The sequence below is a fragment of the Streptomyces sp. NBC_01525 genome, assembly GCF_045040405.1.
In the GTDB taxonomy this organism is placed as follows: Bacteria; Actinomycetota; Actinomycetes; order Streptomycetales; family Streptomycetaceae; genus Streptomyces; species Streptomyces benahoarensis.
In genome coordinates, this window is sequence record NZ_CP109398.1 from 53,818 (window position 1) to 76,419 (window position 22,602).

Below are 22,602 nucleotides of genomic sequence, written 5' to 3' on the forward strand. Positions count from 1 at the left end.
GAGATAGGCGATACAAGATGGTGCGCTTCACGCCAAAGGGCTGCTTCTGGTTCTTCGTGGTCGCGACGATCGTGGGAACCTACGTGGGATACACGAGCTCGCACTGACACGGCGCACCAGGAGATACCTGGCCGAGGGGGGAGACGACGTGCACAGGCGTGATGGAGACCAGCCGATCCACGAGGTGAAACTGCCCGTGCCTATGGCGGACCTGGCCCCGGCATCTCCCTGGAAGCGCCGGCAACGGCGCTCCGGGCCTGGGCTCGTCGTGAGTGTCGGCGTCATTGTGCTCCTGCTCGCTGCCATCGCCCTCGTCAACCGCGGGAGCAGCGACTCCGGACTGGCGCGTCACCCGCACACCCAGGAGGGGGCCCGCCAGGCCGCCGACGACATCGTCGGCCTCCTCGGCTCGGAGAAGATGCTCACCAAGCAGGACCGCGACGAGATCCTGGACGACGTGTACGCCCCCGGGACTGTCGACGAACTCCGCCGCAGCCTCGACCAGGCGTACACGCCCGGCATGTTCAAGCGGCTGGGCCTGGACGAAGACGGCGCCGCGCCCGCGGGCTACACCTTCGTTTGCCGCGACGTGCCGCTCGACGAGACAGTGACGTCGTACCGCGGCGACACTGCGTCGGTCAGAGTCTGGTCGCTCGGGGCCATCGGGCTGGCCGGTCACCACTCGCCGAGGCCGGTCACCTCCAGCTGGTACACCAAGACCCTGAAACTGACCTGGGCGGCCGGCCGGTGGCGGCTGCTCGACTCACCCCAGCAGACAAACGGCCCGGCCCCGAAGGACCAGTGACAGCGGTCGGCGGGCGGCAGCCGGACCTCCGGTGGGCCCGGGTCCGGGCCCACCGGGACGGGGCGGGTCACGGAGGTGTATGCGCGGTGCGCGGTGGTTGCCGTTCCCGACTGCCGCCGGTGTCCTAAGACATCGGGCTTTGCTTAGGCCGAGTACAAGGAGTTCTCGCACGCGTCAGCCGGGTGGTGCTGGTTGGCTGGTGGGAATTCGGGCTTCCCAGCGGGCATCGCTCTCACCGAAGGTGGTGGCCACGCAACCTCCGGCATCGGCAACCTGGCGTTGGAATGCCATCCGCATCGTGCGCGCTGTAGTCAGCCGGTCCCAGTCGTGCACGAGGCACATGCGCTGGCGACGGACCGCGCTGGCGTCGGCCGTCATCCGATGGACAAGGTTCAGGAAGGCGGGACGTTCGCGCGGCAGGTGGCTCATTGCGTCGGTGCCGTGGTCAGTCCAGATGCCGGTGATCTCCCACCCGTACCGGTCGGCGGTGGTGCGGCAGCCGATGAGGCGTTGCTCCAGCAGACGCCGGGAACTAAGTCCGGTGGAGCGGTCGTAGACGTAGACGAGGGGGCACCGCGTCACTCCAAATCGCCTCCCCGCAGGTGGTCTCCTCGGTGTTCCAGGAGCCATTGGCAGTCCTGGGCGAGGGCCGCGACCTGGACGTGGGCGGAGAGCCGTCCGAGGCCGAGGCCGCTTCCGAGCTGAGCACGGATTGAGACCAGTCGGCGGGTGGTCTGTTCGACGCCGTCGCTGCCGCCGCGGCGCGCGGCTGCGGCTTCCGCGTCCGGGAGGAGGACGGCGATGTGCCCGCGCAGCCGCTCTTCCAGGTCGGCCAGGGTCGTGAGTCCCGGACGTGTCGCGCCAAATCGCAGGGCGCGGCGGACGGTGTCGCTGATCGTCTCGACGTCGACGGGCAGGTCGCCCTGGGGAACCTTCCATGAGGTCATCGTGGCCGCCGGTCGGCGCACGTGGGGCTGGCGGCGATGCGCCAGGGGCCCAGGCCGCCGCGGACGGGAGTAGATACCGATCTGGCTGGAGTGAGCGTGGAATATGCGGTCGCCGCCGCAATGTCGGCGTCTCCCCTTACCGCGTCGCTCGGATTCGTAGGTGCTTCCACCAGGGCCCCTTTCATCACAGTGACCGTGCGAAGAGCTAACCGCCCCCGGGAGCAGTTCGGGCATGGCGAATTCGCGGATTTCTACTCGCTGCCGCCATGGCGAATTGACCAATTCATTACCTGAGGTGATGAGCCCTCAGCTCTACCGTGGCCCCATGCAACGGGCGAAGAACCAGGCACTCAGTGCTTGGATGCACGACCAGGGCGTGACGGCTCCGGAGCTGGCCGAGCGTGTCAACGACGCCCTGCTGAGTCTCACGGGGCGCCGCGGGCGCCTCGACGAACGGCGCATCTTCCGCTGGCTGTCCGGCGAGACACGATGGCCACAGGAACGCCAACGCCGGGCCCTGGAGACGGTCACCGGCCACAGCGCTCGCGCCTTAGGGTTCGCCCCTCGGAGCACAGCGCAGGAGGGTGACGTGCAACGACGCGAATTCCTAGCGGTCGCCAGCGCCTCCGCTCTTCCTGCCCGCAGTCAGGTGGGCACCGGCGACCTCGCCCGGCTGCGCGCCCTAGTCGATGCCCTGGCGCAGCACGACGACGCCCATGGAGGCAGCCGCCAGCTGGAAGAGACGGCCCTGCACCGCGCCGAACAGGCACACGGCCTGCTCCAGCGCACGGTTGTCTCCTTGCGGGTGCGCGGTGAGCTCTACGCCCTGGCCTCCGACGCGGCCACCACCGCAGCGTGGGCCGCGATCGACACACATGCTCCCGGCCGCGCCGCCGACCATCTTCACCGTGCGCTGGCGCTGGCCGGCATGTCCCACGACCCGGTATCCGAACTGCGGGCGTGGCACAACCTTTCGCTTCTCGCCTCCCAGGAGGGGCGGCATGCCGATGCGCTCGCTGCAGCACGCGCCGCACGCGATTCCCGCGCCGCGCGGCGTGACCCCCTCCTTGCGTCCCTCGCCCACGCCCGTACGGCCGCCTGCCATGCCCGCAGTGCCAACCGGAACGGTGTCCAGCGCTCCCTCGGCTACGCCGAGCAGGCCTTCAGCCGCGCCGACGACCGCAGCCGGCCGCGCTGGACGCACTTCCACGGCACGGGTGAGCTGAACGGCCTGGCCGCGGTCTGCTACCTCCGGTTGGGGCAGTACGACCTCGCCGAGTACCGCGCCCACCACGCACTCGCCCAACTGTCCCCCGAACTCGTCCGCAACCGCCTCTATTACACGCTTCAGCTCGCCCTGGCTCAGGTGCAGCAGGGCGATGTCCCCCGCGCCTGCGCGAGCACCGACCACGCACTCACCCTGGCCGGCCCGAGCGGGCCCTCGGCCCGCATCCGCACGCTCCTGACCGAATTCCGCACCCACTTGTTCGCCGTCGCTCCCGCAGAGCCGGACGCCCGCAATTGGCTTGAGCGCACCACCCCGACCCGCCCCGGAAGGTGAGACTGCCGTGCCCGACCGCCTCCAGCTCGTCCCCGCCCAGCAATACTCCGAGGTCCGGGCCCTGCTGCTGGGCCTCTACCGCGAGATTTACGTCGACGAGGACACCGGCTTCCACGACGCCGACCGGTTCGCCGACCGCGCTGACGCCTACGCCCGGCACCCGGGATGGGCTGCGGTCATCGGCCGCGGCGGCGACGGCGAGGCGACTGGCTATGCCTTCGGCGCGCCGCTTCCCCCAGGGTCACGGTGGTGGCGCAGCGCCCGCCGCCCCCTGCCCGCGGCATACACCGAGGAGACCGGAGGCCGGACATTCGCGGTTTTCGAGCTGATGGTCCGTCGGCCGTGGCGGGGCACCGGTGAGGCAGCCCGCATCCATGAATCGTTGCTGAAGGACCGCCCGGAGGAGCGGGCGACTTTGCTGGTCGACGCTGCCCATGACGCTGTACGGCGGCGGTACGAGGAGTGGGGCTACCTCCGCATCGGTGATCAGCAGCCGTTCGAGGACTCCCCGGTGTACAGCATGATGGTGCGTGACCTGAACAAGTGAGGCGCTGCCTCCGCTCCCCCGCCCGGCACCGTTTTGGTCGTGCTGCCGTTGAGGGGCATCGCGGTGGCCGCGCTCACCCTGCCAGACCGCTGCAGCCAGCGCGAGGACGCGCTGGGCGACGCGGACGGCAACGCCCTCGAAGGTCCGGCCGCCGTGCTGTTCCAGGACGCCGTCGCGCAGCGGGCACCTATGGGTGGTAGAGGGCGTGGGCGAGAGCCAGATCGGCAAGCCCGTCCTGACCGAGGTTGAAGAAGTAGTTCACCTGCCATGCCTGCGTGCTGCGGGCCTGCCGGTTGATCGTGGTCACCCACGGCGGGTAGACGCGGAATCCGCGCTTCCCGCCGAAGCCGTTACAGGAGACGATGTTGCGCTCGCACAACACCTCGCACGGGAAGACGAACTGTCCGAAGCCGTCGTCGTCGCAGCTGCTGATGACGAAGAGGTCCACTCCGTCGTCGGCGTCGAAGGGCCGGATCGGCCCCTCTTCAGACCGCTGCCACACGGTGACGAACTGGCCCACCTTCGCCGGGGTGGTCTTGGCCACGCGGAACCGAACCGAGCGGTCATCGAGCGTGAACGTGCAAGCCGCGTACTCGGCACTCTCCGGTTCGGGCACCGGCAGCGAGCAGACGAAACCGCTCGGGTCGTACACCAATGCCTTCGCTGCCAGCAGGTCACCGTGAAGCCCCGTCCACGGCTGATTCGAAACCATGCCGTCATCCTGCCATCGGCACCCGTGCGCACTGTTTTGGCCCTCATACCGCTAGCCGCGCACCGCCACCCCCGAACCCGAGGTACATCCTCCGGACAGAGCCCAGGCGAGTCGTTCCGAATACCGACGGTGTGTCCGGGAACACGGACAGGGCATCCAAGATCGATCTGTGATGAATGACGGACATTGTTGACGGCGGTGGAGACAGGGCGGGCGTCCAGATGGCCGGAGGCGGGGGTCGCGAGCAGAGCGCGGCGTGGTGCGGCTGCCGGGCCGTGGGCTGTGCGTGGCACACGCCCGACACTGCGGTCCGGCCGGTCCGGCACCGTGAGGAGCTTGAGCAGGCGCGGTGCGGGGGCCCGGTGGTCCTGGCGGTGTACGGGGACCGGTTCGGGCGGTTGTGGCGGGTCGCGGAGATCTGTGCACGGTGCGCGGCCGCCGTGCCCGACTGCCGCGTCCTGCCGGCCGCGTCACAGATCGCTGCCCTTCGCGGGCAGCCCCACCAGGCCCCGTCGATCATGGCCCGCAGGAGTCCACGCCGCGGACCGGCGCCGGACGGTCGAGGCGGGGAACGGAGCTGTCTTCGCTGTGGTCCGTGGTGCCCCTGTGAAGACCGACGGACTGCGCTTGGCGGCTTGCCCCTTGGGGCTCACTGGGTGCTGGTCAGGGCCCCGGGGAGAGTCCTGTTCGTCCGACTTGATCACGTGTCGGCGCGGCCCGATCCGGCTCGGAATCAGAGTTCAGTTGGCGGCAGGCCGAGGTGGTCGTGCCATGCTTCGCGTCCTGCGGGTGTCACGAGCAGGGCGCGGGTGGTGCCGACGCGCGTCATCCATCCGGTGGTGAGTGCGTGGGTGCACAGGGCGGCGCCCACGGCGCCGGCCAGGTGGGGACGGCGCTCGGTCCAGTCAAGACATGCGCGTACTGGTGGGCGGCGTGAACCGGTGGGCACCGTGATGCCGATCCCGGCAAGCCAGAGGGCGCCCTTGTCGGTCAGGCCCGGTTCGGGTCCCCACTCCAGCAGTCCGCGTTCGACCATCGCGTCGGTGATCGCCAGTGCGACGGTTCCGGCCAGGTGGTCGTAGCACAGCCGGGCGCGGGCGAGTGCCTGCTGTCGGCCGGAGGCCGACAGTGAACGTGGCCGGGCTTTGTCCTGCGGGGCCAGCGCGGCGAGGCTTTCGATCAGTTCGACCACCCTGCGGTCGGCTACCCGTACATAGCGGTGGCGCCCGTGTCGCTCCTCGACGAGGAGTCCGCCGTTCACGAGCAGGTTCAGGTGTGAGGTCGCGGTGGACGGTGCGATGCCGGCGTAACGCGCGAGCTCATTTGCCGTCCACGCCCGGCCGTCGAGCAGCGCGAGGCAGAAGGCAGCCCGGGTGCCGTCGGCCAGTAGTTTGGCCACCCCTGCCAGGTCCACGCCCACGTCCTGACCTGCGCGCTGAATGTCCACGGTGTCCATTGTCGCCGACGTCTCTTCGACGGCCGTCGAAGCGTCCGCGTCCTAGCGTCGGCACGTGCGCAGGGCTCACCGGCCCCGCATCTGCCCGCGAGGCCGCACCGCCTCCGCTCACGTACTGGAGCAACCATGACTTCGTCCGACATTGCCGTCACGGGCTCCCACCAGCCTGAATCCCGGACGGGCTTCGTACTCACGGACGCCCCCGCCCCGGCGGACATCGCGGCGATCTCCGATGCGCTGGACCGCTTCAACGTCGAGCACACGGGGATCGCCGACCGCAGACCTCTGGCCGTCCTGGTCCGTGATCCCGCAACGCGGCAGGTGGTCGGCGGGCTGACCGGGCGTACCTCGCTCGGGCTGTTCTTCCTCGACCTCTTCTACCTGCCACCCCGGTTGCGGGGCAGCGGGCTGGGAACACAGATCCTCCGGAAGGCCGAGGACGAGGCCCGTGCTCGTGGCTGCCGCACGGCCACGCTCTACACGATCACCTTCCAGGCTCCCGGCTTCTACCAGAAGCACGGGTGGAAGCGGCTGGGAGAGGTGCCCTGCGATCCGCCGGGCACCAGCCGCGTCTTCATGACCAAGGACCTCACCGCACCAAGCGGCGAATCAGTTCGGTCCCGGTAAGGTCGCCGTGCTCGTTGCACCATCATCTGTTCCGTCCGCTCCGCTCCTGCCACAGGCCGCGTCCCGGGTGTCACGGGCCGAGGCGGTGGTGCCGTCCGGGCTGCTCGACGCGCTGGCCCGGGTGCCCGATCCGCGCAATCCGCGCGGCGTGCGGTTCCGGCTGGCGACGCTGCTCGCGGTCGGAGTGTGTGCTCTCACCAGCGCCGGCCACAACTCCCTGACCGCTGTCGCCGAGTGGGTACGCCGCTGCGACCAGGATGTCCTGGCTCGACTGGGCTGCCCCTTCGATCCCTTTACCGGACGGTTCAAGGCTCCGGGCGAGCGCACCCTGCGCGATGTGTTCGCCCGCCTCGACCCCGCGCTACTCACTGCCGCCGGCTTCGCCAGGCTCACCACACTCCGGCCCCGCCCGGTCTGCCCGACAGCCCCGGACGGGACCGTCGAGCGCGAACAGCGCCGCGCCCAGCGCGAGACAGACCCTCCGCAACCGCGTCGTACGGCCTTCGCCGTGGACGGCAAATGCCTGCGCGGAGCGGTCCGCGCGAACGGCAGCCGCGTCTTCGTCCTGTCCGCAGTGCGCCACCACGATGCGTTGACTGCCGCTCTGCGCGAGATCGGCGCGAAGACGAACGAGATACCCGAGTTCGCTCCGCTGCTGGACACCCTCGATGATCAGGACCTGACCGGCTCCGTCGTCACCGTCGACGCCCTGCACGCCCAGACGAGCCACGCCCGCTACCTCGTCAAGGACCGAAACGCCCACTACCTGCTGTCGGTGAAGAACAACCAGCCCACCCTGGCAAGCCAGTTGACGAATCTGCCCTGGAATCAGGCACCGGTCCTCAACCGCTCCCGCGACCGCGGACACGGCCGGGACGAGGTCCGCGAGGTGAAGGTGGTGAGCGTGGACGGCCTGCTGTTCCCCCATGCCCGCCAGGTTGTTCGCATCCACCGAAAACGCCGCCGGATCAACACATCGAAGTGGCGGACCGAGACTGTCTACGCCGTCACCGATCTCGCGGCACACCAGGCGACTCCCGCTGAGATCGCAGCCTGGGCACGCGGCCACTGGATCATCGAGAACACCGTCCACTGGACCAAAGACGTGACCTTCGCCGAAGACGCCAGCCAGATCCGCCGCCACCGCACCCCCGCGGTCATGAGCGCCCTGCGCGATCTCGCCCGCGCCACCCTCCACCGCTCCGGATGGGCCAACATCGCCAGCGGCCGACGAGCCCACACCCATCCCGCAGCCACACTCACCCTCCACGGGATTCCATGATCAAACCAGGCGAACGCGACTCTCCCCGGGGCCCTGGGGTGCTGGTGTAGGCCAGGAAGTCGGCAACGGCGGGTATTCCGCGGCGACGGGTGAGTTTTTTGCGGAGGTCCGCGAGGGTGTTGGTGCCGCGTGCGGAGGTGACGCCTCCCATCCGGTCGACGGCGTCGTGGGCGGTGGCTACGGCGGCGTCGACGTCGCCAAGGCTGAGGTGGGCTTCGGCGAGCCGGGACAGGTAGATGGCGTGGCCGCGGGGGAAGGCATCTGCGTTGTATGCCTCCTGGGCATCAGAGGCTTCCAGGAAGTGAGCGAGGGCCCGCTTGGGGTTGCCGAGGTTGAGGGCGGAGCTGCCGAGTAGTTGGTGCGCTTCGCCGAGGTTGTACCAGTAGACGCAGGGAAGATCGTCTTCGATGGGCCCGGCGTGCTCGTAGGCGTCCAGGGCGGCGTTGGCGGACCGGTCGGCGGCACGGGTGTCGCCGGCGTGCGCGTGGGCCCGGCAGGCGCGGGCGTGGAGCATGGAGGTCATGCGGGCTGAACCGGTCCTCGGGGCCTGGGAGAGGGCGGCCTCGATGAGGTCGACGGCACCGCGGGGGTTGCCGGTCGAGTAGTGCTGGATGGCCCAGAACGAAAGGGTGTTCGCTGCGACCACGGGGTCGTCGGCGCTGGCGGCGGCCCGCAGGGCGGTGGCGTAGTGGCGTTCGGCGGCGGCCGTCTTCCCGCTGTCGTAGGCCGTCCAGCCCGCGGAGCGGGACGCTTCGGCTGCGGCCCCGAACAGGCGGCGCTCGACGCCTTCGCCGAAGGAGGCGGTCTTGAGGGTGGTGGTGATCAGGCGGAGTTCGGCGCGGGCCGCGTCGTAGACGTCGCCGGAGCCGACGGTGTCATCCAGCCGGCGCAGGCCCTCAAGGCGGTGCTCGAAGAGGGCGGGGACGTCGGCGCCGATCCGGCGGCCGGCGGTGGGTGCGGTTCCCGCTGGGGAGGCGGCGGACCATTGCGCCACAGTGGCGCCGAGGGTGACGGACGTGGTGATCAGAAATTGCCTGCGGTCCACCGGACCTCCTGTGATCTCCAGCGCGTGCACCGTCCCCGTGGACGTCCACGGGAGGGCGAAGAGGGTGTGGTCCGGCAGGGCTACGAGGAGCCAGCCCGGCCAGCCGTTGGCGTGGATGGCCTCGGGCGGGATGCCTTCGAGGGTGGCCATCGCGAGCTGGGTGCGGTAGCTGGGCGCGTAGTCGCCCCTGATCCACCGGGATACCTTCTCCCGGCGGTACGCCATCTGCCCGTACCCCATGCGCTGGTGCTGTTCGGCGACACGGAGCAGATATGCCTCCGCCTTCTGCCCGCGTACGGCCAGCAGGTAGGCCAGCGGGTGGCGTTCAGCGGCGTCAGTGGTCACAACCACCCCTTTCGCTAGCGCGACGCCCCCAGTTTCCCGGCTTCTGACGGGCGGCGGAAGGCCGCCGGGGCGAGCGGCAACAGGCGGCAACGACCTGCAACGGGCGGCAACGCCCCACCCCTGTGCTGCAGTTCGCGTCTGCGGTGTCCTTGCACGGCTGCCCGGCAGGGCACGTCCGACGAGATGTCAGGAGGAACCGATGGTCACCACGCTCCCAACGACCGCGGCCGCGACGGAGGTCCCGGCCGACGCCGGGCGGACGGAGGTCGTCGACCAGGTCGCCCGGCTGGCCGACCTGGTCGAGCCCGTCGTCGAGCAGCTGCGGGCCGAGGCGCTCGGGGCGCCGACGCGCGGCGTCGTCGCCTACGGCGCGTACCAGTCCGGCGGCTGGTGGACGGCGTCGCTGCTGGGCCGCTCCGGTGACCCGAGCGACGCCGTGATCGGCGACGGAAAGCCCCGGCCCACCTCCCTGCTAGAGGCGATGCCGGCCACCGCGCGCTTCCTCGACGGGCTGGGGCTGGACTTCATGTGGGTGCGGCTGGCCCGGCTGGAGCCGCACTCCTACCTGTGGGAGCACCGCGACTACGCGGAACTGCGCGACACCGGCCGGCACCGCCTGCACATCCCGCTCGTCACCAACCCCTCGGCGGTCCTGATCACCGCAGGGGCGAGGGTCCACATGGCGGCCGGGGCGCTGTGGAGGCTGACACCGTCGCAGGCACACGGGGTGTGCAACACCACGGGCCCGGACCGGCTCCACCTGATCGCGGACGTGTACGAGGACGACGCCTACCGGGCCCTGGCCGACCGCCCGCACCTACGCGACGGGGACGCTGCCGATCTGCCGGAGATGACCGGGGCGCAGCGGGCCGCACTGCTGTCGCGGGCCGGGCAACTCGCCGATCTCGGCTTCACCACCGCGGCCGAGCAGACGCTGCTGCGCACCTACTACGCCTACGCCCTGCCGGAGGGCGGCGCGTACGACCTGATCGCCGAACTCCACGAGGGCCGCCACGGGGATGCCGACGCCCGCCGGTGGCGCGAGGCGAAGGCCCATCTGCTCGCCCGCCCCTGACCGCCCCGACCGAAAAGGACACCGATGTCCACCTCGGTATCTCCGCGTGAGCTGCCCGCGATCGAGGAACTCGCGTACGCCCACCGGCCGGTACAGCTTGCCGTCCTGGGCGACCTTGTCCATGCCCTGTCCGCCACGACGGCCGTGACGCACCTCCTGGTGCGCGGGTCGCTCGCCACCGGCACCGCCGACCGGCTCTCCGACGTCGATCTGGTCGTCGCCGTCCGCGACGGCCAACTGCCCGCCCTCATGGACAGCCTGGACGCGCTGCTGTCCACCACGTTCGGCGCCCTGCTGCCCGGCTGGCGCGACACCATCGTCGGCGACATGGGCGGCGCCGGGTACGTCTACCTGCTGCCCCGCGACGGCCATCTGCTCCAGCTCGACCTGTACCTGTGCCCGACCAGCGCGGTCGGGACGCTGCGCCGCCGGATCGGCCCCCGCCTGCTGTGGCAGGGCCCCGGCGCCGAAGACACCCCCGACGTCGGCACTCAGGCGCGGACGGCGCAGGAACTGGCCCGCGCAGCACAGGCGCCGACGGACTGCGGCGCTCTCCTGGTCCAGGCGATGGTGCTGCACGCGATGCTCCGCAAGCGCCTGGTCCGGGGCCAGCAGTACATCGCCTACGGCCTCCTGCATGACCTGAACGCCACCTGCCGGGACGTGATCCGCACCGCGCTCGTGCCGCACTCCCGGCACCACGGCTGGTACCACCTGCCCGACGAAGTGGGCCGCACCGCCACCGGCAAGGAGTGCCTGAGGGAGCTGGCGCAGGCGCTGACCAGCCCGCCGGTACCCACCATCGCGCAGGCGGACGAGGCGCTTGAGCGCATCGTCCGCCTGGCCCGGCGGATCGCCCCGCACGCCGTCGACTCGCTGACCGACGAGATCACCGCGTACCGCGCCTACCAGCAGCACGAGAAGGGACTCGCATGAACCGCACCGACCACATCACGGGCCTGACGGTGGCCCTGTTCGCCGGCGTCGTCCCGCCGGATGGCGAGGAACTGCTGGCCGAGGAGGCCGGGGCCGCGCTGGCCCGCGCTGGCTACGCCCTCAAGCACGGCGGCTACAACGGGCTGATGGAGGCGGCCGCGCGCGGCGCCGCGCGCCACGGGGCGAGCGTCACCGCCGTCACGCTGGCCGGCCGTCCTGACTGGGGAGCCCTCAACCCCCACGTCACCACCACCGTGTACGCCCCGACCATGGGCGACCGGCTGCACACCTACCTCGACGGCGCGGACCTGGTCGTGGCGATGGGCGGCGGGGTCGGCACGCTCCATGAACTCACCGCCGCTCTGTACTACGCCACCGCGATCCGTTCCGTGCCCGTGCGGCTGCTCGGCCCCACCGCATGCCGCCTGAGCGCGTTCCTGCGAGCCGAGGGATGGCTGACCCAGGCCCCCACCCGGCCGCTGGGCTTCCTGCGGGAGCTGGCCGATGCCGAAGCACTCGACGCCGACCTCAAGGGTCTCAACGCCGGGCGGTGCCCGCGGTGACCCCGCCCGGCGCCACCCTCGCGGACAGGATCGCGGGCGCCTACCGGCCCGGCCCCTACCGGCTCCCGGACGGCAGCACGCTCCACACGTACTTCGACCCGTACCGGCTGGCCGGTGACCCGGCGCTGCTGGCGGAGACCGCGGCCGCGCTCGCGGGCCTGCTGCCCAACGACACCGAGGCCGTGGCCGGTCCGGCACTGGCCGGGGTCCCGCTGGTCACGGCGGTATCCCTGCACACCGGTCTGCCCGCTGCCTTCGTGCGCCCGGCACCCAAGACGCACGGGACGCGGCAGCAGGTCGAGGGCGCCGACCTCAACGGCCGGCGAACGGTCCTCCTCGACGACACCGCCCGCAGCGGCGCCAGCATCCTGCGCAGCGCCTGGCTGCTGCGGATCGCCGGCGCCCGGGTCGCAACGGCCGTGTGCGTCCTGGATCGGGACGCGGGCGCCACCCCCCTGCTCGCCGGCCACCGCCTGGCCCTGCACGCATTGGTTCGGGACCCGGCGGGTGCACGATGACGGCGCACCGGCCAGCGATGCTGTTCGACCTGGACGGCGTACTGCTGGACAGCGCAAGCGCGGTCCGGGCCACCCTGGCGGGGGTCGCCACCTGCGCAACCGGCCGCCGCGTGATGCCAAGGGACCTCCCGCCCGGCGCCCTGCGGCGCCCCCGCGTCGAGGTCCTCGCGCTCTTGGACGTCGCCGATCCGGACGACGCGTGCGCCCGCTGGTGGGACAGCGCGATGGCGGCGACCCCCATCGCGGCGTTCCCCGGAGTGCTCCCCGGCCTGCAGGCTCTACGCGACCGCGGCGCGGCTCTCGGCGCGGTCACGCTCCAGGACCGCGACCGCCTGCAGTGGCTGCTCCCGCCCGCGGTGGCCGAGCTGCTGGACGTCGTCGTCACCCGACATGACGCGCCGCCCAAACCCGCCCCGGACGGACTCACCGCCGCCCTCAACCGGCTGGACGCCCGGCCGGAGCGCGCGGTGTTCGTCGGGGACAGCCCCACCGACATGGCCGCGGCCCGCGCCGCCGGGGTCCTCGCCCTCGGAGCGACCTGGGGCTTCCACCCGCCCGCCGCCCTGCTTACCGCCGGGGCCGATCACCTTCTGCCCCACCCCACCAGCATCGGACCGTCCCTTCTGCACTACCTGCCCCTAATCGACAGCGCGTGACCCACCAGCCCCACTACAGTGGAGGGAGCCCGTACGGGCTCCCTCCACTTCTGAACTCAGAGGACACAGGCGAATGCGCGTGATGCGGCGACGAGCGCCCAGCGCCGAGCTGGAGCACTGAGACAGCGGACCCCGCTCCTCAGCCCGACTCGCGGACCAGCTCGGCGCGCACCCCACCTGCCACCGAACCTTCCGGATCCCTGAGAGCAGCCCCGATGCCCGTACCGCCCACCAGCGGCCGCCTGCAATGGAACGCCGTCCCCCCGCCGCTGCGCGCCCGCCTCGAAGACGTCCTCGGCGCACCCGTCACCGACACGGTCACCCCCGGCGGCGGCTTCGGCCACCAACTGGCCGCCACGCTCCGCCTGGATGGCGGCCGCCGGGTCTTCATCAAGGCGGCCCCCGACGACGACCCGCTGACCCCCGCCAACCTCCACGAAGCGGCCGTCCTCGGCGCACTGCCGCCCGGCGCCCCGGCCCCGGACCTACTGGGCATCCACCACTCCGGCGGATGGACCGCCGTCGTCATCGCGCACCTCGACGGCCCGCACCCCGACCTGTCGCCGCGCTCCGGCGACGCCGAGCAGACCTTCGCCCTGCTGGACAAACTCACCTCAAGCCCGGCCCCCGCGCCCTACATCGCGGCGGTGCGCACCGCGCCGTCGCCGATGGGGGCTCTGCACGGCTGGAACGAACTGCTCTGCGCCCCGCCGGCCGACCTCGACCCCGCCGCCCGCGCCCGCCTCCCGCAGCTCGCCGAGCTGGAGGCTGCCTGGCCCGCCCTCGCCCACGGCGACCACATCGTCCACGGCGACCTGCGGGCCGACAACATGGTCCACGACCGGCGCCTCGGCGTGACCTTCGTGGACTGGGCACACGCCACCACCGGCCCGGCCTGCACCGACGCCGCCTCCCTCGCCCCGCAACTCGTCCTCGCCGGGCACCAGCCTGCCGACGTCGCCCGCCTGCTTCGCGAACACCCCGCCACCGCCGAAAATCCCGGCACCACCACGGCGTTCCTCGCCGCGCTCACCGGCCACTGGCACCGCAACGCCCGCCGTCCCGCACCCCCCGGCGCCCCCGGCCTGCGCGCCTACCAGCACCGCGCGGCCGCCGCCGGACTCGCTCTCCTCAGCTATTGATGTCACCGACTACACCGACGAGCAACGCGGCTTCGGCGCCTACCTCATCGCCTCCAACGCCGCATACGGCCGCGCCTCCTACGCACCCCCCGACGCCAACCCGATGGCCCCCTGGGAATGGGAAGGCGACATCCCCTGACCGCAGACGCCCGCACGAGCCGCCGCTGACCGGCGGTCTCACCGCGATATCGTCGGCGCGGCGCAGGTCGGCGCGCTGGGCAACCGCCCGTTCCGGCACCCGGGGGCGGAACGCCCAGCGCCGCCGGTGCGGCTGGCACGACGAGCAGCACGGCGCCGCCCCGGCAGGAAGCATCGATGCCCGAAGCGGTGACGGAGCAGGAGGGATCTCGCCTGACGACCGACATGCCCAGCCGCACGCCGACTTCGTCGTCCCGGGTGCCGTCGCACGTCAGCGTGACCGCCGCGCCCTCCCTGGCCCGCCATCGGTGGTGTTGTGCTTCCACACCTCGGCGCGCACGTCGTCGCAGTCACCTCCGGCCGCACGGAGTGGTGGTCCGCCACGCCTCGCGTCTTCGCTCTGCGGTCTCTCGTGTCGATAGCGGCATGCGTACCAATGCAGGCGTCTGAAATCAGGCGACGGACAACTGCTTCCGGATTTGCACGGCGGCCGGAAATGTTGGAGGTGTCACCGCTCTCCGTGGTCCGGGCCCGGGGCGTTCGTTGCGGCGCGCCGGGTGAGCTGCGGCTCTGCCGGGTGATCGTCGCCGATGATGGCGGGTCAGTTCTGATCGAGGTATCGCTGGGGGTACGGATGGCGACGGAGACCGGCACACAGCGCGATCGTGTCACGGGGCGGGTGTGGGCGGTGCGGCTCGACCCTCATGGTCGGCCGGGTGCCGGGGCGGTGCGGTTGTCCTGCTCGGGTCCGGTGTGTGCTGGGCAGCGCTTCGACAACGCGGTCGCGGGGCGCAGGGCCGCGGTCGAGCACGTCAAGGCGCACCTGGGCCGTGTCCGCGCGGAGGGAGGGCCGCGCGGTGCGGCGTGGTGCGGCTGCCGTGCCCTCGGGTGTGTGTGGCATACGCCCGATGCCACGGTCCGGCCGGTCCGGCGCCGCGAGGAGCTTGAGCAGGTGCGGTGCGGGGGCCCGGTGGTCTTGACGGTGTACGGGGACCGGTTCGGGCGGCTGTGGCGGGTGGCGGAGATGTGTGCGCGGTGCGCAGCCGCCGTTCCCGACTGCCGTGTCCTGCAGACGCCGCCTCAGACACCTGCGTCCCACCCCATCCACCACGAGTCGCCCGCCGCGGCGCCGATCGTGCGGAGGGCAGAGGCCGAGGGGCCGGTGACGGTGGTGTTCTCCGACGGCCGCTCGGCGGCGGTTCCCCGGGCCCGGAGCGGGGCGGCGCCGAGGAGCGCGCCCCGGCCGGAGGGAAGGATCGCGCAACGGATCGTGCCGGCGAACCTTGAGCCCGAGGCTCTGCGGGTGGAGCTGGTCGCGTTGGGGGATGCCTTCCGCGCCTATCAACAACGGGCCGCGCCCGATCTGGCGGCTCTCTCCGACCTCCACGAACGCAAGGCCCGTGCCTTCGCCCAGTGGGCCCAGGTGAGCAGCGATGAGGTCCTGCGCCGCGAGGCCGAACGCGCAGAGAAGTCCGCGGCCACCACCCGCGAGATGCACGAGAACCGTATGGCCGGGCAGGTGACCGGATCTGAGGGCGACGGACCGGCGGTGGTGGAGCGGCTGCTGACCCGGGGCGAGGCGGGGCACCTGCGCACCGTGATGGCGCACGTCCCCGCCCAGGCGCCGCGCGGGGAAGCTGCGGTGCACCTGGCGGTGCTCATGCTCACCCTGCGCGCCGCGCAGGCCGGGACCGGGAACGTCACCGGGCAGGACCTCACCGGCTGGCTCGCGGACGGCGCCACCTCGGCGGTGGAGCACCTGCTCACGACCGGCTGGGTGGTGATGCCCGGCACCATCGCCGAGATCATGTCCTCCCGGTCCGAGGGCCCTGTCGGCTTCACCGTCCCGTCGCTGCTGCCGGACATGCCGCGGCCGTTCTCGTTCGGCAAGAAGATCCGCTCAAAGCTCTCCGGTTGGACGCAGAAGGTCGTCACCGACCGGCAGCTCCGCAAGCAGAAGGCGGGCGCCGCGACAAGGCTCTTGGCCCTGTACGTTGCCGCTCATGTCCAGCCCGACGGCCAGCTCGGCCGGGGCCAGGACGGCGGGCTGCTCCTGGACGATGCCGCCGCGTTCTGCGCCTTGACGCCCAGGGACGTCGCCGGACACGCGGAGTTGCTGGTGGCCGCAGGTTGGCTCACCGAGGTCGAGGTGGTGGAAGGGCAGTTGCGGGGGCGTCTGGCTGAGCGGTCCTGGCCGCTGGGCGGGGTGTTGTAACCGCACGCGGGCTCGGCGGTTCGTCGGCGGGCTGGGCCGGACGACCGGGGCGCCGAGCGTCTGCTGGACTGGCGATCAAGTGACCACTGGTCTTCCGAGCCCCGCCCCTGCCGGCACTGCTCCCGCCTGACGAACCTGCTGGACCATGAGGGCGCGCCCTCCCACAAGACGTGCACGGAAGCGCGCCTCCTGTCCGCCCACCGGCCGCTGCCGGAAGGACACACCCCTCGTCGCCGTGAACGCGTCGTCCAAGCCGCCGAAGACGGCCGCTCTTCCATGCCCGGGCTCATCCCGCAGTCGTAATGCGACCGCCAGACCCCGTTCTTCGAACCGTGGATGGGGGCGGCTCCGCAAATGGTCGTGCGCTACCACGCTGCGTCGGCTCCCTACAGCATCAGCCCGGAATCTGAACTGCGGAGAGTGGCCGTCGGCTCATGGTGGGCCTGGTGGACCTGACGTTGTTGAAACCCGGCCTATTACCTGACGGTAGGTCGGTTCGTCAACCATCCAGATGGCTATGGGGGATACGAATTCCCGATGAATCGACTTGTGGGTGTACCGTCGTTCAACCGGACGCGTAGCTGGGAGTGACCGTACGGTGAGCTGGAGTAGTAGCCCTGCGGCGTGTGGCGTCCGGGCAGGACAAAGGAGAACAACTCCCGTGGTGAACCTTCACCGTGACGCGACGGCGCGTCCGGTTAGCGGCCCGCCCGGCGGGCGGTTGTGATGTCTGCCTTCCATACACCGCCGCACCTCGGTCAGTTGCCGAAGCTCCACGTCTACGTTGACGAGACGGGGGATCGCGGGTTCAGTGAGAGGTCCCGGAAGCAGTCCCCGTTCTTCGCCATGACGGCGCTCTTGGTCCCACAGGAGGACGAGTGGACCGTCAAGGTCGCCGCGGGAGGCCTGCGTGCCCTCGTCCACGGCAGCCAGCCCCAGGAGCACCTCAAGCCGATCCACTGGGTCGAGCACTTCCGCGCCAAGCGTCCCGAGCGGCGTGCTCAGGCGGCGCACGTCCTGGCGAACATGCCGACGGCGCAGGTCATTCACGTGGTCGCGCACAAGGACACTCTCAACGGCGACAACGGCCTGCGGCGGGATAAAGGCATCTTCTACAACTACACCACCCGCCTGCTGCTGGAGCGCGTCGCGCGCACGGCCTGTGCATGGCCGGGCGGGCCGCGGCTGGCCATCGTCCGGCTCGGCCAGGTCAAGCACGAGGACCACGCAGCATCGGCCCGCTACCTCACCCGCGTGCGCAGCGGCGACACAGAGACGTACGGCGTTCCGTGGCAGCACATCAAGTGGCCTCCGATGTGGGAGAACACCCAGCGCGACGGCATCCAGCTCGCCGACGTCCACGCCGGAGTCCTCAACAGCGCACTCAGCGGGCACCCCGACGACCTGGGCTGCGCGGAGAACCTTCTGCGCTGCGGTCACCAACTCCGGCGCTCCGCCCGCGGCGATCTCCTGGGCTACGGAATCAAGGTCATCGGGAAGCCGGAGTTCATCACGCAACGTGCGTGGTGGCCCGAGCTGAAAGACGCCTGACCAGCGCAAAAGCCCCCGGGGGGACTCCCGGGGGCCACAACCACCTCAAGGGTGGAGGGATCCAGTTCCCTGGTTCCGACCGTCATCCCGGCAGCCCGCCAAGGGGCTCCTGCTTCACCCCAAACTCTACCCGCCAAGTCCGCAATCGCACCCGGGACAGGGGGTGGATCGCAACACATTCACCCGGCAGGCCGCCGGATTCGTACTCGTTTACCCCACGCCTTCCCACGCCATGAGAAAACGCGATGTGGCACCGCCTCCGACCGCCCGCACAGCGGGGCGCCTTCGCTCGGGTGCTCGAAGCACTCCGGGGAGGAAGCGCCGGACCCGAGTTGCCGGCACCGCTGCCGGCGAAAACCACTCGAGACAGTGACTGCCCGTCACTTCCATGCTTCGTCGGCGCCCACAGGGCCGCGCCCCGACGTGGAGCGGACGATGTCACATGGCGATCGCTCGGCGCGGCCGCAGGTCATGCCAGGGCGTAGGTGAGTTCGGTGTCGGGGCAGGCGGCGACAAGACCCTGGAGGGCGTCGCGTTCGGTGTGGTCGACGGTCAGGGACCAGCGCAGTTTCGTGGAGATCCAGTCGGCCAGATAGGTGCAGCGCGCCTCGGCGGCCGGCGGCATCCACTGGGCGGGGTCCTGGTCGGCCTTGGAACGGTTGGTCTTCGCGGTGACGGCGACCAGGGAGCGGGAGGCGTCGAGGTCGTTCGCGTAGGCCTGGCGGCGGGCCGCGGTCCACTGGGAGGCGCCGGAGTCCCAGGCTTCGGCGAGCGGGACCATGTGGTCGATGTCGAGCTTCTTGGGGTCGGCAACATGCTGCTGGTCGTAGTAGGAGAACCACTCCCCCGAGACGATCTTGCACTTGGGCCCCATCTCGACGGGTGTGCGGGACTCGGCGATCAGGACCTCCGCGCGGGTGTTGCACCCGTCGCGGTCAGCGTCGACCCAGTGCTTGAAGCTGGTGCGCTGGTACCCGTCCCGGGACTCGGCGGCCAGGGGAAGTCGGTCGACGGCCTCGTGCAGGCGGGTGCTGTCGGCGTGGGCGGGGGATGCCGCGGCCAGCGGCAGCAACGCGAGTGCGGCGCACACGGCCGTCCGGAAGGTCTTCATGAGCATGGGGAGTTGATATCGCGCGGGTGCTGCTGCGCGGGGGCCTTCCCAAGGCGGCCACTCGTGCGGGTGGTTCGCCGATGGTGGTTGACGCTGCGGGCACCGGTCCGTCGACGAGCAGGCTGGCCGACTGTGCCGGACGTCGTCGGGTGTCTGGTCAGCGGACGTCAGGGGCTGGTCCTCAAGGCGCGTCCCGCCGGGTGGCTCAGGCGTCCGTGGGGAGGCGGCGGGCGAGGGCTCCGGCGAGGTGCCGGGCCGCCAGCCGCCGGACGGTGCGCCGCCGCGTGCCCGCAAGGGAGCCGTGGAGAGCGTGTCGAGCGGGGTGCGCTCCTCGATGTCGACGGGTCTCACCCGGCCCGCCGCGGCACCGGGAGTTCCTGGCAGCCTCTGGCGTTCGGGGTCGTGGTGCGGCTGGCCTTGTCGGCGCGGGCGCGGCGGCGGGCGGCTTGCCAGGACTGCTCACGGGCGACGGCATCGTCGTCCACCGGGTCTTCGGTCGCCCCGTAGGCGGCGAGGTGGACTTCTTCCGGTTCGCGGTGGCGGCGCAGTCCGTCGGTATGGGCTTCGACGGCGGCTCGGGTGCGTTGCTGTATGGCGGTGGTGGGGCGATTGGCGCGGTACTCCTGGTGGGCGGCGAGGGCGCTTTGGTAGCCGGCCGAGGGGGGCTTTCGGGGCTGGGTCGGGACGTCGGCCGCGGGTCGTGCGGTGGCGGGGGGCGAGGTGCGAGCGGCTGGTGAGGGCGGTGAGGCACCGAAGGGCAGGACACGGATCGTGCGGACGGGACCGCCTCCGTCTTGGGCGGCGCCGTCTCCGGCGGGGCGGTTGGCGGCGGCGATGATCTGCGGGGTGATGAGGCCGAGTTGCATTCCGTAGGCGGGCGAGTCGGGGCGGAGGTCGAGTTGCCGGGTCTCGGGGTGGTAGGCGACGGCGGTTACGTGATGGGGCAGTTGCGGGGAGACAGCGGCGGCGATGTCCGGCCAGCGGTCGAGGATGCTGCCGCCGCTGACGCCGAGGTCCCAGGCGCGTTCGGCCAGCAGGCCGGCCACGACGGTGGACAGGCCGGCCGGGTCGCGGCCTTCCCGTTTCCCTGGGGCGGGGCGGCGGCGCGGGGCGCGGGTCTGGTTGCCGTGAGCCTTGGCGTCCTGGCGGGCCTGGCGGAAGGCGAGGCGGGCGAGGTCGGCTCCGGACGGCTCCGTACCGCTGCTGCTGTTGCTGCTGGTGGCCGGCTCAGGTGTCGAGGGCTGGTTCATGTCGATCGCCCCTGCTGGTAGGTCGTCAGCAAGCCGTGGGTCATGCCCGCGGCCTTGAGGGCGCGGTGCACCAGGTCCGCGCCGTAGACGCGCTCGGCTTCGGGGCGCCCCATGGCGTCCACCGCGATCGTGATGAAGTCGGTCTCGCCCGCCTGCAGCAGAGCCCACCCGGTCGCCCGATGCTCCGCCAGGCCAAGCCCGGCCGACTCCGACCCCGTCTCCGCCGGGGGCTGCGGGGCCGGTGCGCAGGCGAAGCTGTCGAGCTGCGGGGGTTCACCGGAGGCGAGCCGGTGGACCTGGGCGCAGGCATCCTGGGCCTGCCGCTGCACGGGGAGGCTGGTCGCGGGCTCCCAGGCCCCGTCGTAGCTCTCGGAGCGGGCACGCAGCTGTCGGATGCGGCTGCGGCGGGCGGCCTCCTGCGCGGTGCGCCATTGGTCGATGGCGTCGGTGCGCTTGTGGGGGGCGTCGAGGATGTTTTCGGCGTTGTTCAGCAGGACGGCGAGCATGCCGGAGCCGCGGCGGACGTGGGAGACCTCGCCGCCGCGCAGGTGCAGCCAGCCCAGGACCTCCTCGACAGTCCATTCGGCGTCGGCGACGTGGCGGACCACCCAGGCAATCCGGGGTACGGCGCAGCCGCGCAGCCAGTCCAGCGCCTGGATGAGCTCGCGGGCCAGCTCGAAACGGCGACCGACGCGGTTCAGCTTCCGGCGGCCGCCGGTCTTCGCCTTGAGCTTCTTCGGGGTGGGGGAATCGCTCTGCCCGCTGGCGACGCTTTTCTCAGGGGGAACCGTAGAACTACCCGCCGCAGAACCACCCTGAGCACTACCCCCCATTGGGGTGCAACGGCCGACCCCCGAAACAGGCCCGCTCGACGCCCCGTCAGCATGCTTCACTGTGCCCGTTTTCGACTGCTTCGAGGAGGACGCCTTCGTCCGCGGCCGGCGGACCTTGCGGGCGGCCATCTTCGCCAGACGGGCCATCAGCTTCCGGCCTTCGTCCGCGATCCCGGTCACCCGCCGCTCGCAGCCACCCTCCGACATCCGGATGCCCAGGGCGTCGTCGTACTCGGGCGGGATCACGCGAACGAACTCCGACGCCTGCGCTCGCTCGCCGGACACCCTGGTGCCCCGCACGCGGTAGGCAAGCAGACCGGTCTCCCGTAGCGCGGCCAGGTGGTACTGCACCGCGCGCTCCGACAGCCCCGTCCGCCGCATCAGGTACTCGATCCCGGGGAAACACGGCGTCAGCTCGGCGAGCAGCTGCGCGATGTAGACCGTCATCCGACCGAACGACCGCACCCCGTAGGACCGGTGACGCCGCGGCTGATACAGCCCGGAACCGGAGACCCAGTGCACCGCCTGCATCCAGGAGTACGACTCCAGCGCGTGGCGACTCGCGGTCGTTGACGCCCACTGCCGCGCCGGCGGCACGAACAACTCTGGCAGCACGACCGTGTCGACGACGTCCGCCGAGCTGCGCGGGGAGGGAACCTTCACGGCGTCCGGCGCCGTAGCAGGGCTCATCGCCGCCGTCCGGCCGTACGCGGCGCCCCGGCGACGGCAGCGCCGGATGCCGTGAGGGGCGTGTCCAGCGAGTGGATCACGGAGGGAACGCTGCGGAGGCGGGCCCGAGAGGAGCGCCGGGAGCGCGGCGACGTGCTGAGGGACGGCAGTCGGTCAGCGGCGCCGATGCCGCCGGAGTGAGGGACGAACGCCCCGAAAACCGACCCAGCAGAATGCAGAAAACACCCATTTCCGGCCATCCGGGCATGGGTGAGCTGACAGACCGCAGCCTGATGCTGCATGATGGACATGTCCTCCTGAGTGGGACAGGAAAAAGCCCCGTTTCGACGGGGGAAGGCCCCGCCTCGGTGGGGTTGGTTCTGGGAGAACCGAATTGAACGGTCGAAGCCGGCTGCAACCGGGTCGACCACTCGCTGGTCAGGACTGCAATCCTGACCAGCAGTAGAGGCCGCAGGGTCCCATCGGTGCCGGCAAGCACCAGAGAGGATCAGCGGCCAGCGGTTGAGGAAGCGCTCCCCGTCACGGGGAGCGGGAGACCTCCCGCAGGCACGACTACGTCATATCCGCCCCTCACCATCTGTAGGGGTGCGTCCCGAG

The 22,602-nt window shown here is 71.3% G+C and carries 21 protein-coding genes; 13 read left to right on the top strand and 8 right to left on the bottom strand.

Annotated elements, in window-relative coordinates; all coding sequences use genetic code 11:
- Nucleotides 1-268 precede the first annotated feature (268 nt).
- A complete protein-coding gene (locus OG422_RS31100; protein ID WP_331759851.1) occupies nucleotides 269-805 on the top strand; it encodes a hypothetical protein in 537 nt (178 codons plus the stop codon).
- A 174-nt stretch (nucleotides 806-979) separates the two neighbouring features.
- Here OG422_RS31100 and OG422_RS31105 read toward each other — a convergent pair whose 3' ends face one another.
- Both OG422_RS31105 and OG422_RS31110 read right to left on the bottom strand, forming a co-directional pair.
- Nucleotides 980-1,387, bottom strand: coding sequence for a hypothetical protein (locus OG422_RS31105; RefSeq protein ID WP_331759853.1), 408 nt, complete (start codon nucleotides 1,385-1,387; stop codon nucleotides 980-982).
- A complete protein-coding gene (locus tag OG422_RS31110) occupies nucleotides 1,384-1,752 on the bottom strand; it encodes a DUF6415 family natural product biosynthesis protein (RefSeq protein ID WP_331759855.1) in 369 nt (122 codons plus the stop codon). The genes OG422_RS31105 and OG422_RS31110 overlap by 4 nt, the downstream gene beginning before the upstream one ends.
- A gap of 325 nt (nucleotides 1,753-2,077) precedes the next feature.
- Between OG422_RS31110 and OG422_RS31115 the strand changes: the two genes are divergently transcribed.
- On the top strand, nucleotides 2,078-3,313 hold the full coding sequence (locus OG422_RS31115; protein WP_331759857.1) for a Tat pathway signal protein: 1,236 nt from the start codon (nucleotides 2,078-2,080) through the stop codon (nucleotides 3,311-3,313).
- A 7-nt stretch (nucleotides 3,314-3,320) separates the two neighbouring features.
- Complete coding sequence (locus tag OG422_RS31120) at nucleotides 3,321-3,860, top strand: N-acetyltransferase (RefSeq protein ID WP_331759982.1); 540 nt, start codon at nucleotides 3,321-3,323, stop codon at nucleotides 3,858-3,860.
- A 187-nt stretch (nucleotides 3,861-4,047) separates the two neighbouring features.
- Here OG422_RS31120 and OG422_RS31125 read toward each other — a convergent pair whose 3' ends face one another.
- On the bottom strand, nucleotides 4,048-4,572 hold the full coding sequence (locus OG422_RS31125) for a MepB family protein (protein WP_331759859.1): 525 nt from the start codon (nucleotides 4,570-4,572) through the stop codon (nucleotides 4,048-4,050).
- 733 nt (nucleotides 4,573-5,305) lie between these two features.
- Nucleotides 5,306-6,028, bottom strand: coding sequence for a winged helix-turn-helix domain-containing protein (locus OG422_RS31130; protein WP_331759860.1), 723 nt, complete (start codon nucleotides 6,026-6,028; stop codon nucleotides 5,306-5,308).
- A gap of 126 nt (nucleotides 6,029-6,154) precedes the next feature.
- On the opposite strand from OG422_RS31130, the gene OG422_RS31135 reads away from it, so the two are divergent.
- Nucleotides 6,155-6,655, top strand: coding sequence for a GNAT family N-acetyltransferase (locus OG422_RS31135; RefSeq protein ID WP_331759862.1), 501 nt, complete (start codon nucleotides 6,155-6,157; stop codon nucleotides 6,653-6,655).
- Between the two features lie 7 nt (nucleotides 6,656-6,662).
- Nucleotides 6,663-7,937 (top strand): ISAs1 family transposase, encoded by a 1,275-nt coding sequence (locus OG422_RS31140; protein WP_405748151.1) that lies wholly within the window; start codon nucleotides 6,663-6,665, stop codon nucleotides 7,935-7,937.
- Here OG422_RS31140 and OG422_RS31145 read toward each other — a convergent pair.
- Nucleotides 7,915-9,327 (bottom strand): transcriptional regulator, encoded by a 1,413-nt coding sequence (locus tag OG422_RS31145; RefSeq protein WP_331759866.1) that lies wholly within the window; start codon nucleotides 9,325-9,327, stop codon nucleotides 7,915-7,917. The genes OG422_RS31140 and OG422_RS31145 overlap by 23 nt on opposite strands.
- 199 nt (nucleotides 9,328-9,526) lie before the next feature.
- On the opposite strand from OG422_RS31145, the gene OG422_RS31150 reads away from it, so the two are divergent.
- From OG422_RS31150 to OG422_RS31185, 8 genes are all read left to right on the top strand, one after another.
- Nucleotides 9,527-10,402 carry an aspartyl/asparaginyl beta-hydroxylase domain-containing protein gene (locus tag OG422_RS31150; RefSeq protein ID WP_331759867.1) on the top strand — a complete coding sequence of 292 codons (876 nt, stop codon included), beginning with the start codon at nucleotides 9,527-9,529 and terminating at the stop codon, nucleotides 10,400-10,402.
- 24 nt (nucleotides 10,403-10,426) lie between these two features.
- On the top strand, nucleotides 10,427-11,338 hold the full coding sequence (locus tag OG422_RS31155; RefSeq protein ID WP_331759869.1) for a nucleotidyltransferase domain-containing protein: 912 nt from the start codon (nucleotides 10,427-10,429) through the stop codon (nucleotides 11,336-11,338).
- Nucleotides 11,335-11,901 carry an LOG family protein gene (locus OG422_RS31160; RefSeq protein WP_331759870.1) on the top strand — a complete coding sequence of 189 codons (567 nt, stop codon included), beginning with the start codon at nucleotides 11,335-11,337 and terminating at the stop codon, nucleotides 11,899-11,901. Before OG422_RS31155 ends, OG422_RS31160 begins: the two co-directional genes overlap by 4 nt.
- Nucleotides 11,898-12,419, top strand: coding sequence for a phosphoribosyltransferase family protein (locus OG422_RS31165; protein WP_331759872.1), 522 nt, complete (start codon nucleotides 11,898-11,900; stop codon nucleotides 12,417-12,419). The genes OG422_RS31160 and OG422_RS31165 overlap by 4 nt, the downstream gene beginning before the upstream one ends.
- A 17-nt stretch (nucleotides 12,420-12,436) precedes the next feature.
- Complete coding sequence (locus tag OG422_RS31170; protein ID WP_331759874.1) at nucleotides 12,437-13,075, top strand: HAD family hydrolase; 639 nt, start codon at nucleotides 12,437-12,439, stop codon at nucleotides 13,073-13,075.
- A gap of 215 nt (nucleotides 13,076-13,290) precedes the next feature.
- Nucleotides 13,291-14,217 carry a phosphotransferase gene (locus OG422_RS31175; RefSeq protein ID WP_331759876.1) on the top strand — a complete coding sequence of 309 codons (927 nt, stop codon included), beginning with the start codon at nucleotides 13,291-13,293 and terminating at the stop codon, nucleotides 14,215-14,217.
- A gap of 1,408 nt (nucleotides 14,218-15,625) precedes the next feature.
- The gene (locus OG422_RS31180; RefSeq protein WP_405748154.1) at nucleotides 15,626-16,570 is read left to right on the top strand and encodes a hypothetical protein; all 945 of its coding nucleotides are present in this window, start codon (nucleotides 15,626-15,628) and stop codon (nucleotides 16,568-16,570) included.
- A gap of 726 nt (nucleotides 16,571-17,296) precedes the next feature.
- A complete protein-coding gene (locus OG422_RS31185) occupies nucleotides 17,297-18,121 on the top strand; it encodes a DUF3800 domain-containing protein (RefSeq protein WP_331759880.1) in 825 nt (274 codons plus the stop codon).
- Between the two features lie 469 nt (nucleotides 18,122-18,590).
- Here the strand turns inward: OG422_RS31185 and OG422_RS31190 are convergent, their stop codons facing one another.
- The 3 genes from OG422_RS31190 to OG422_RS31200 form a co-directional block, all read right to left on the bottom strand.
- Nucleotides 18,591-19,238, bottom strand: coding sequence for an HNH endonuclease family protein (locus OG422_RS31190; RefSeq protein WP_331759882.1), 648 nt, complete (start codon nucleotides 19,236-19,238; stop codon nucleotides 18,591-18,593).
- Between the two features lie 341 nt (nucleotides 19,239-19,579).
- Complete coding sequence (locus OG422_RS31195) at nucleotides 19,580-20,482, bottom strand: DUF721 domain-containing protein (RefSeq protein WP_331759884.1); 903 nt, start codon at nucleotides 20,480-20,482, stop codon at nucleotides 19,580-19,582.
- On the bottom strand, nucleotides 20,479-22,005 hold the full coding sequence (locus OG422_RS31200; RefSeq protein ID WP_331759885.1) for a transcriptional regulator: 1,527 nt from the start codon (nucleotides 22,003-22,005) through the stop codon (nucleotides 20,479-20,481). The genes OG422_RS31195 and OG422_RS31200 overlap by 4 nt, the downstream gene beginning before the upstream one ends.
- Nucleotides 22,006-22,602 lie beyond the last annotated feature (597 nt).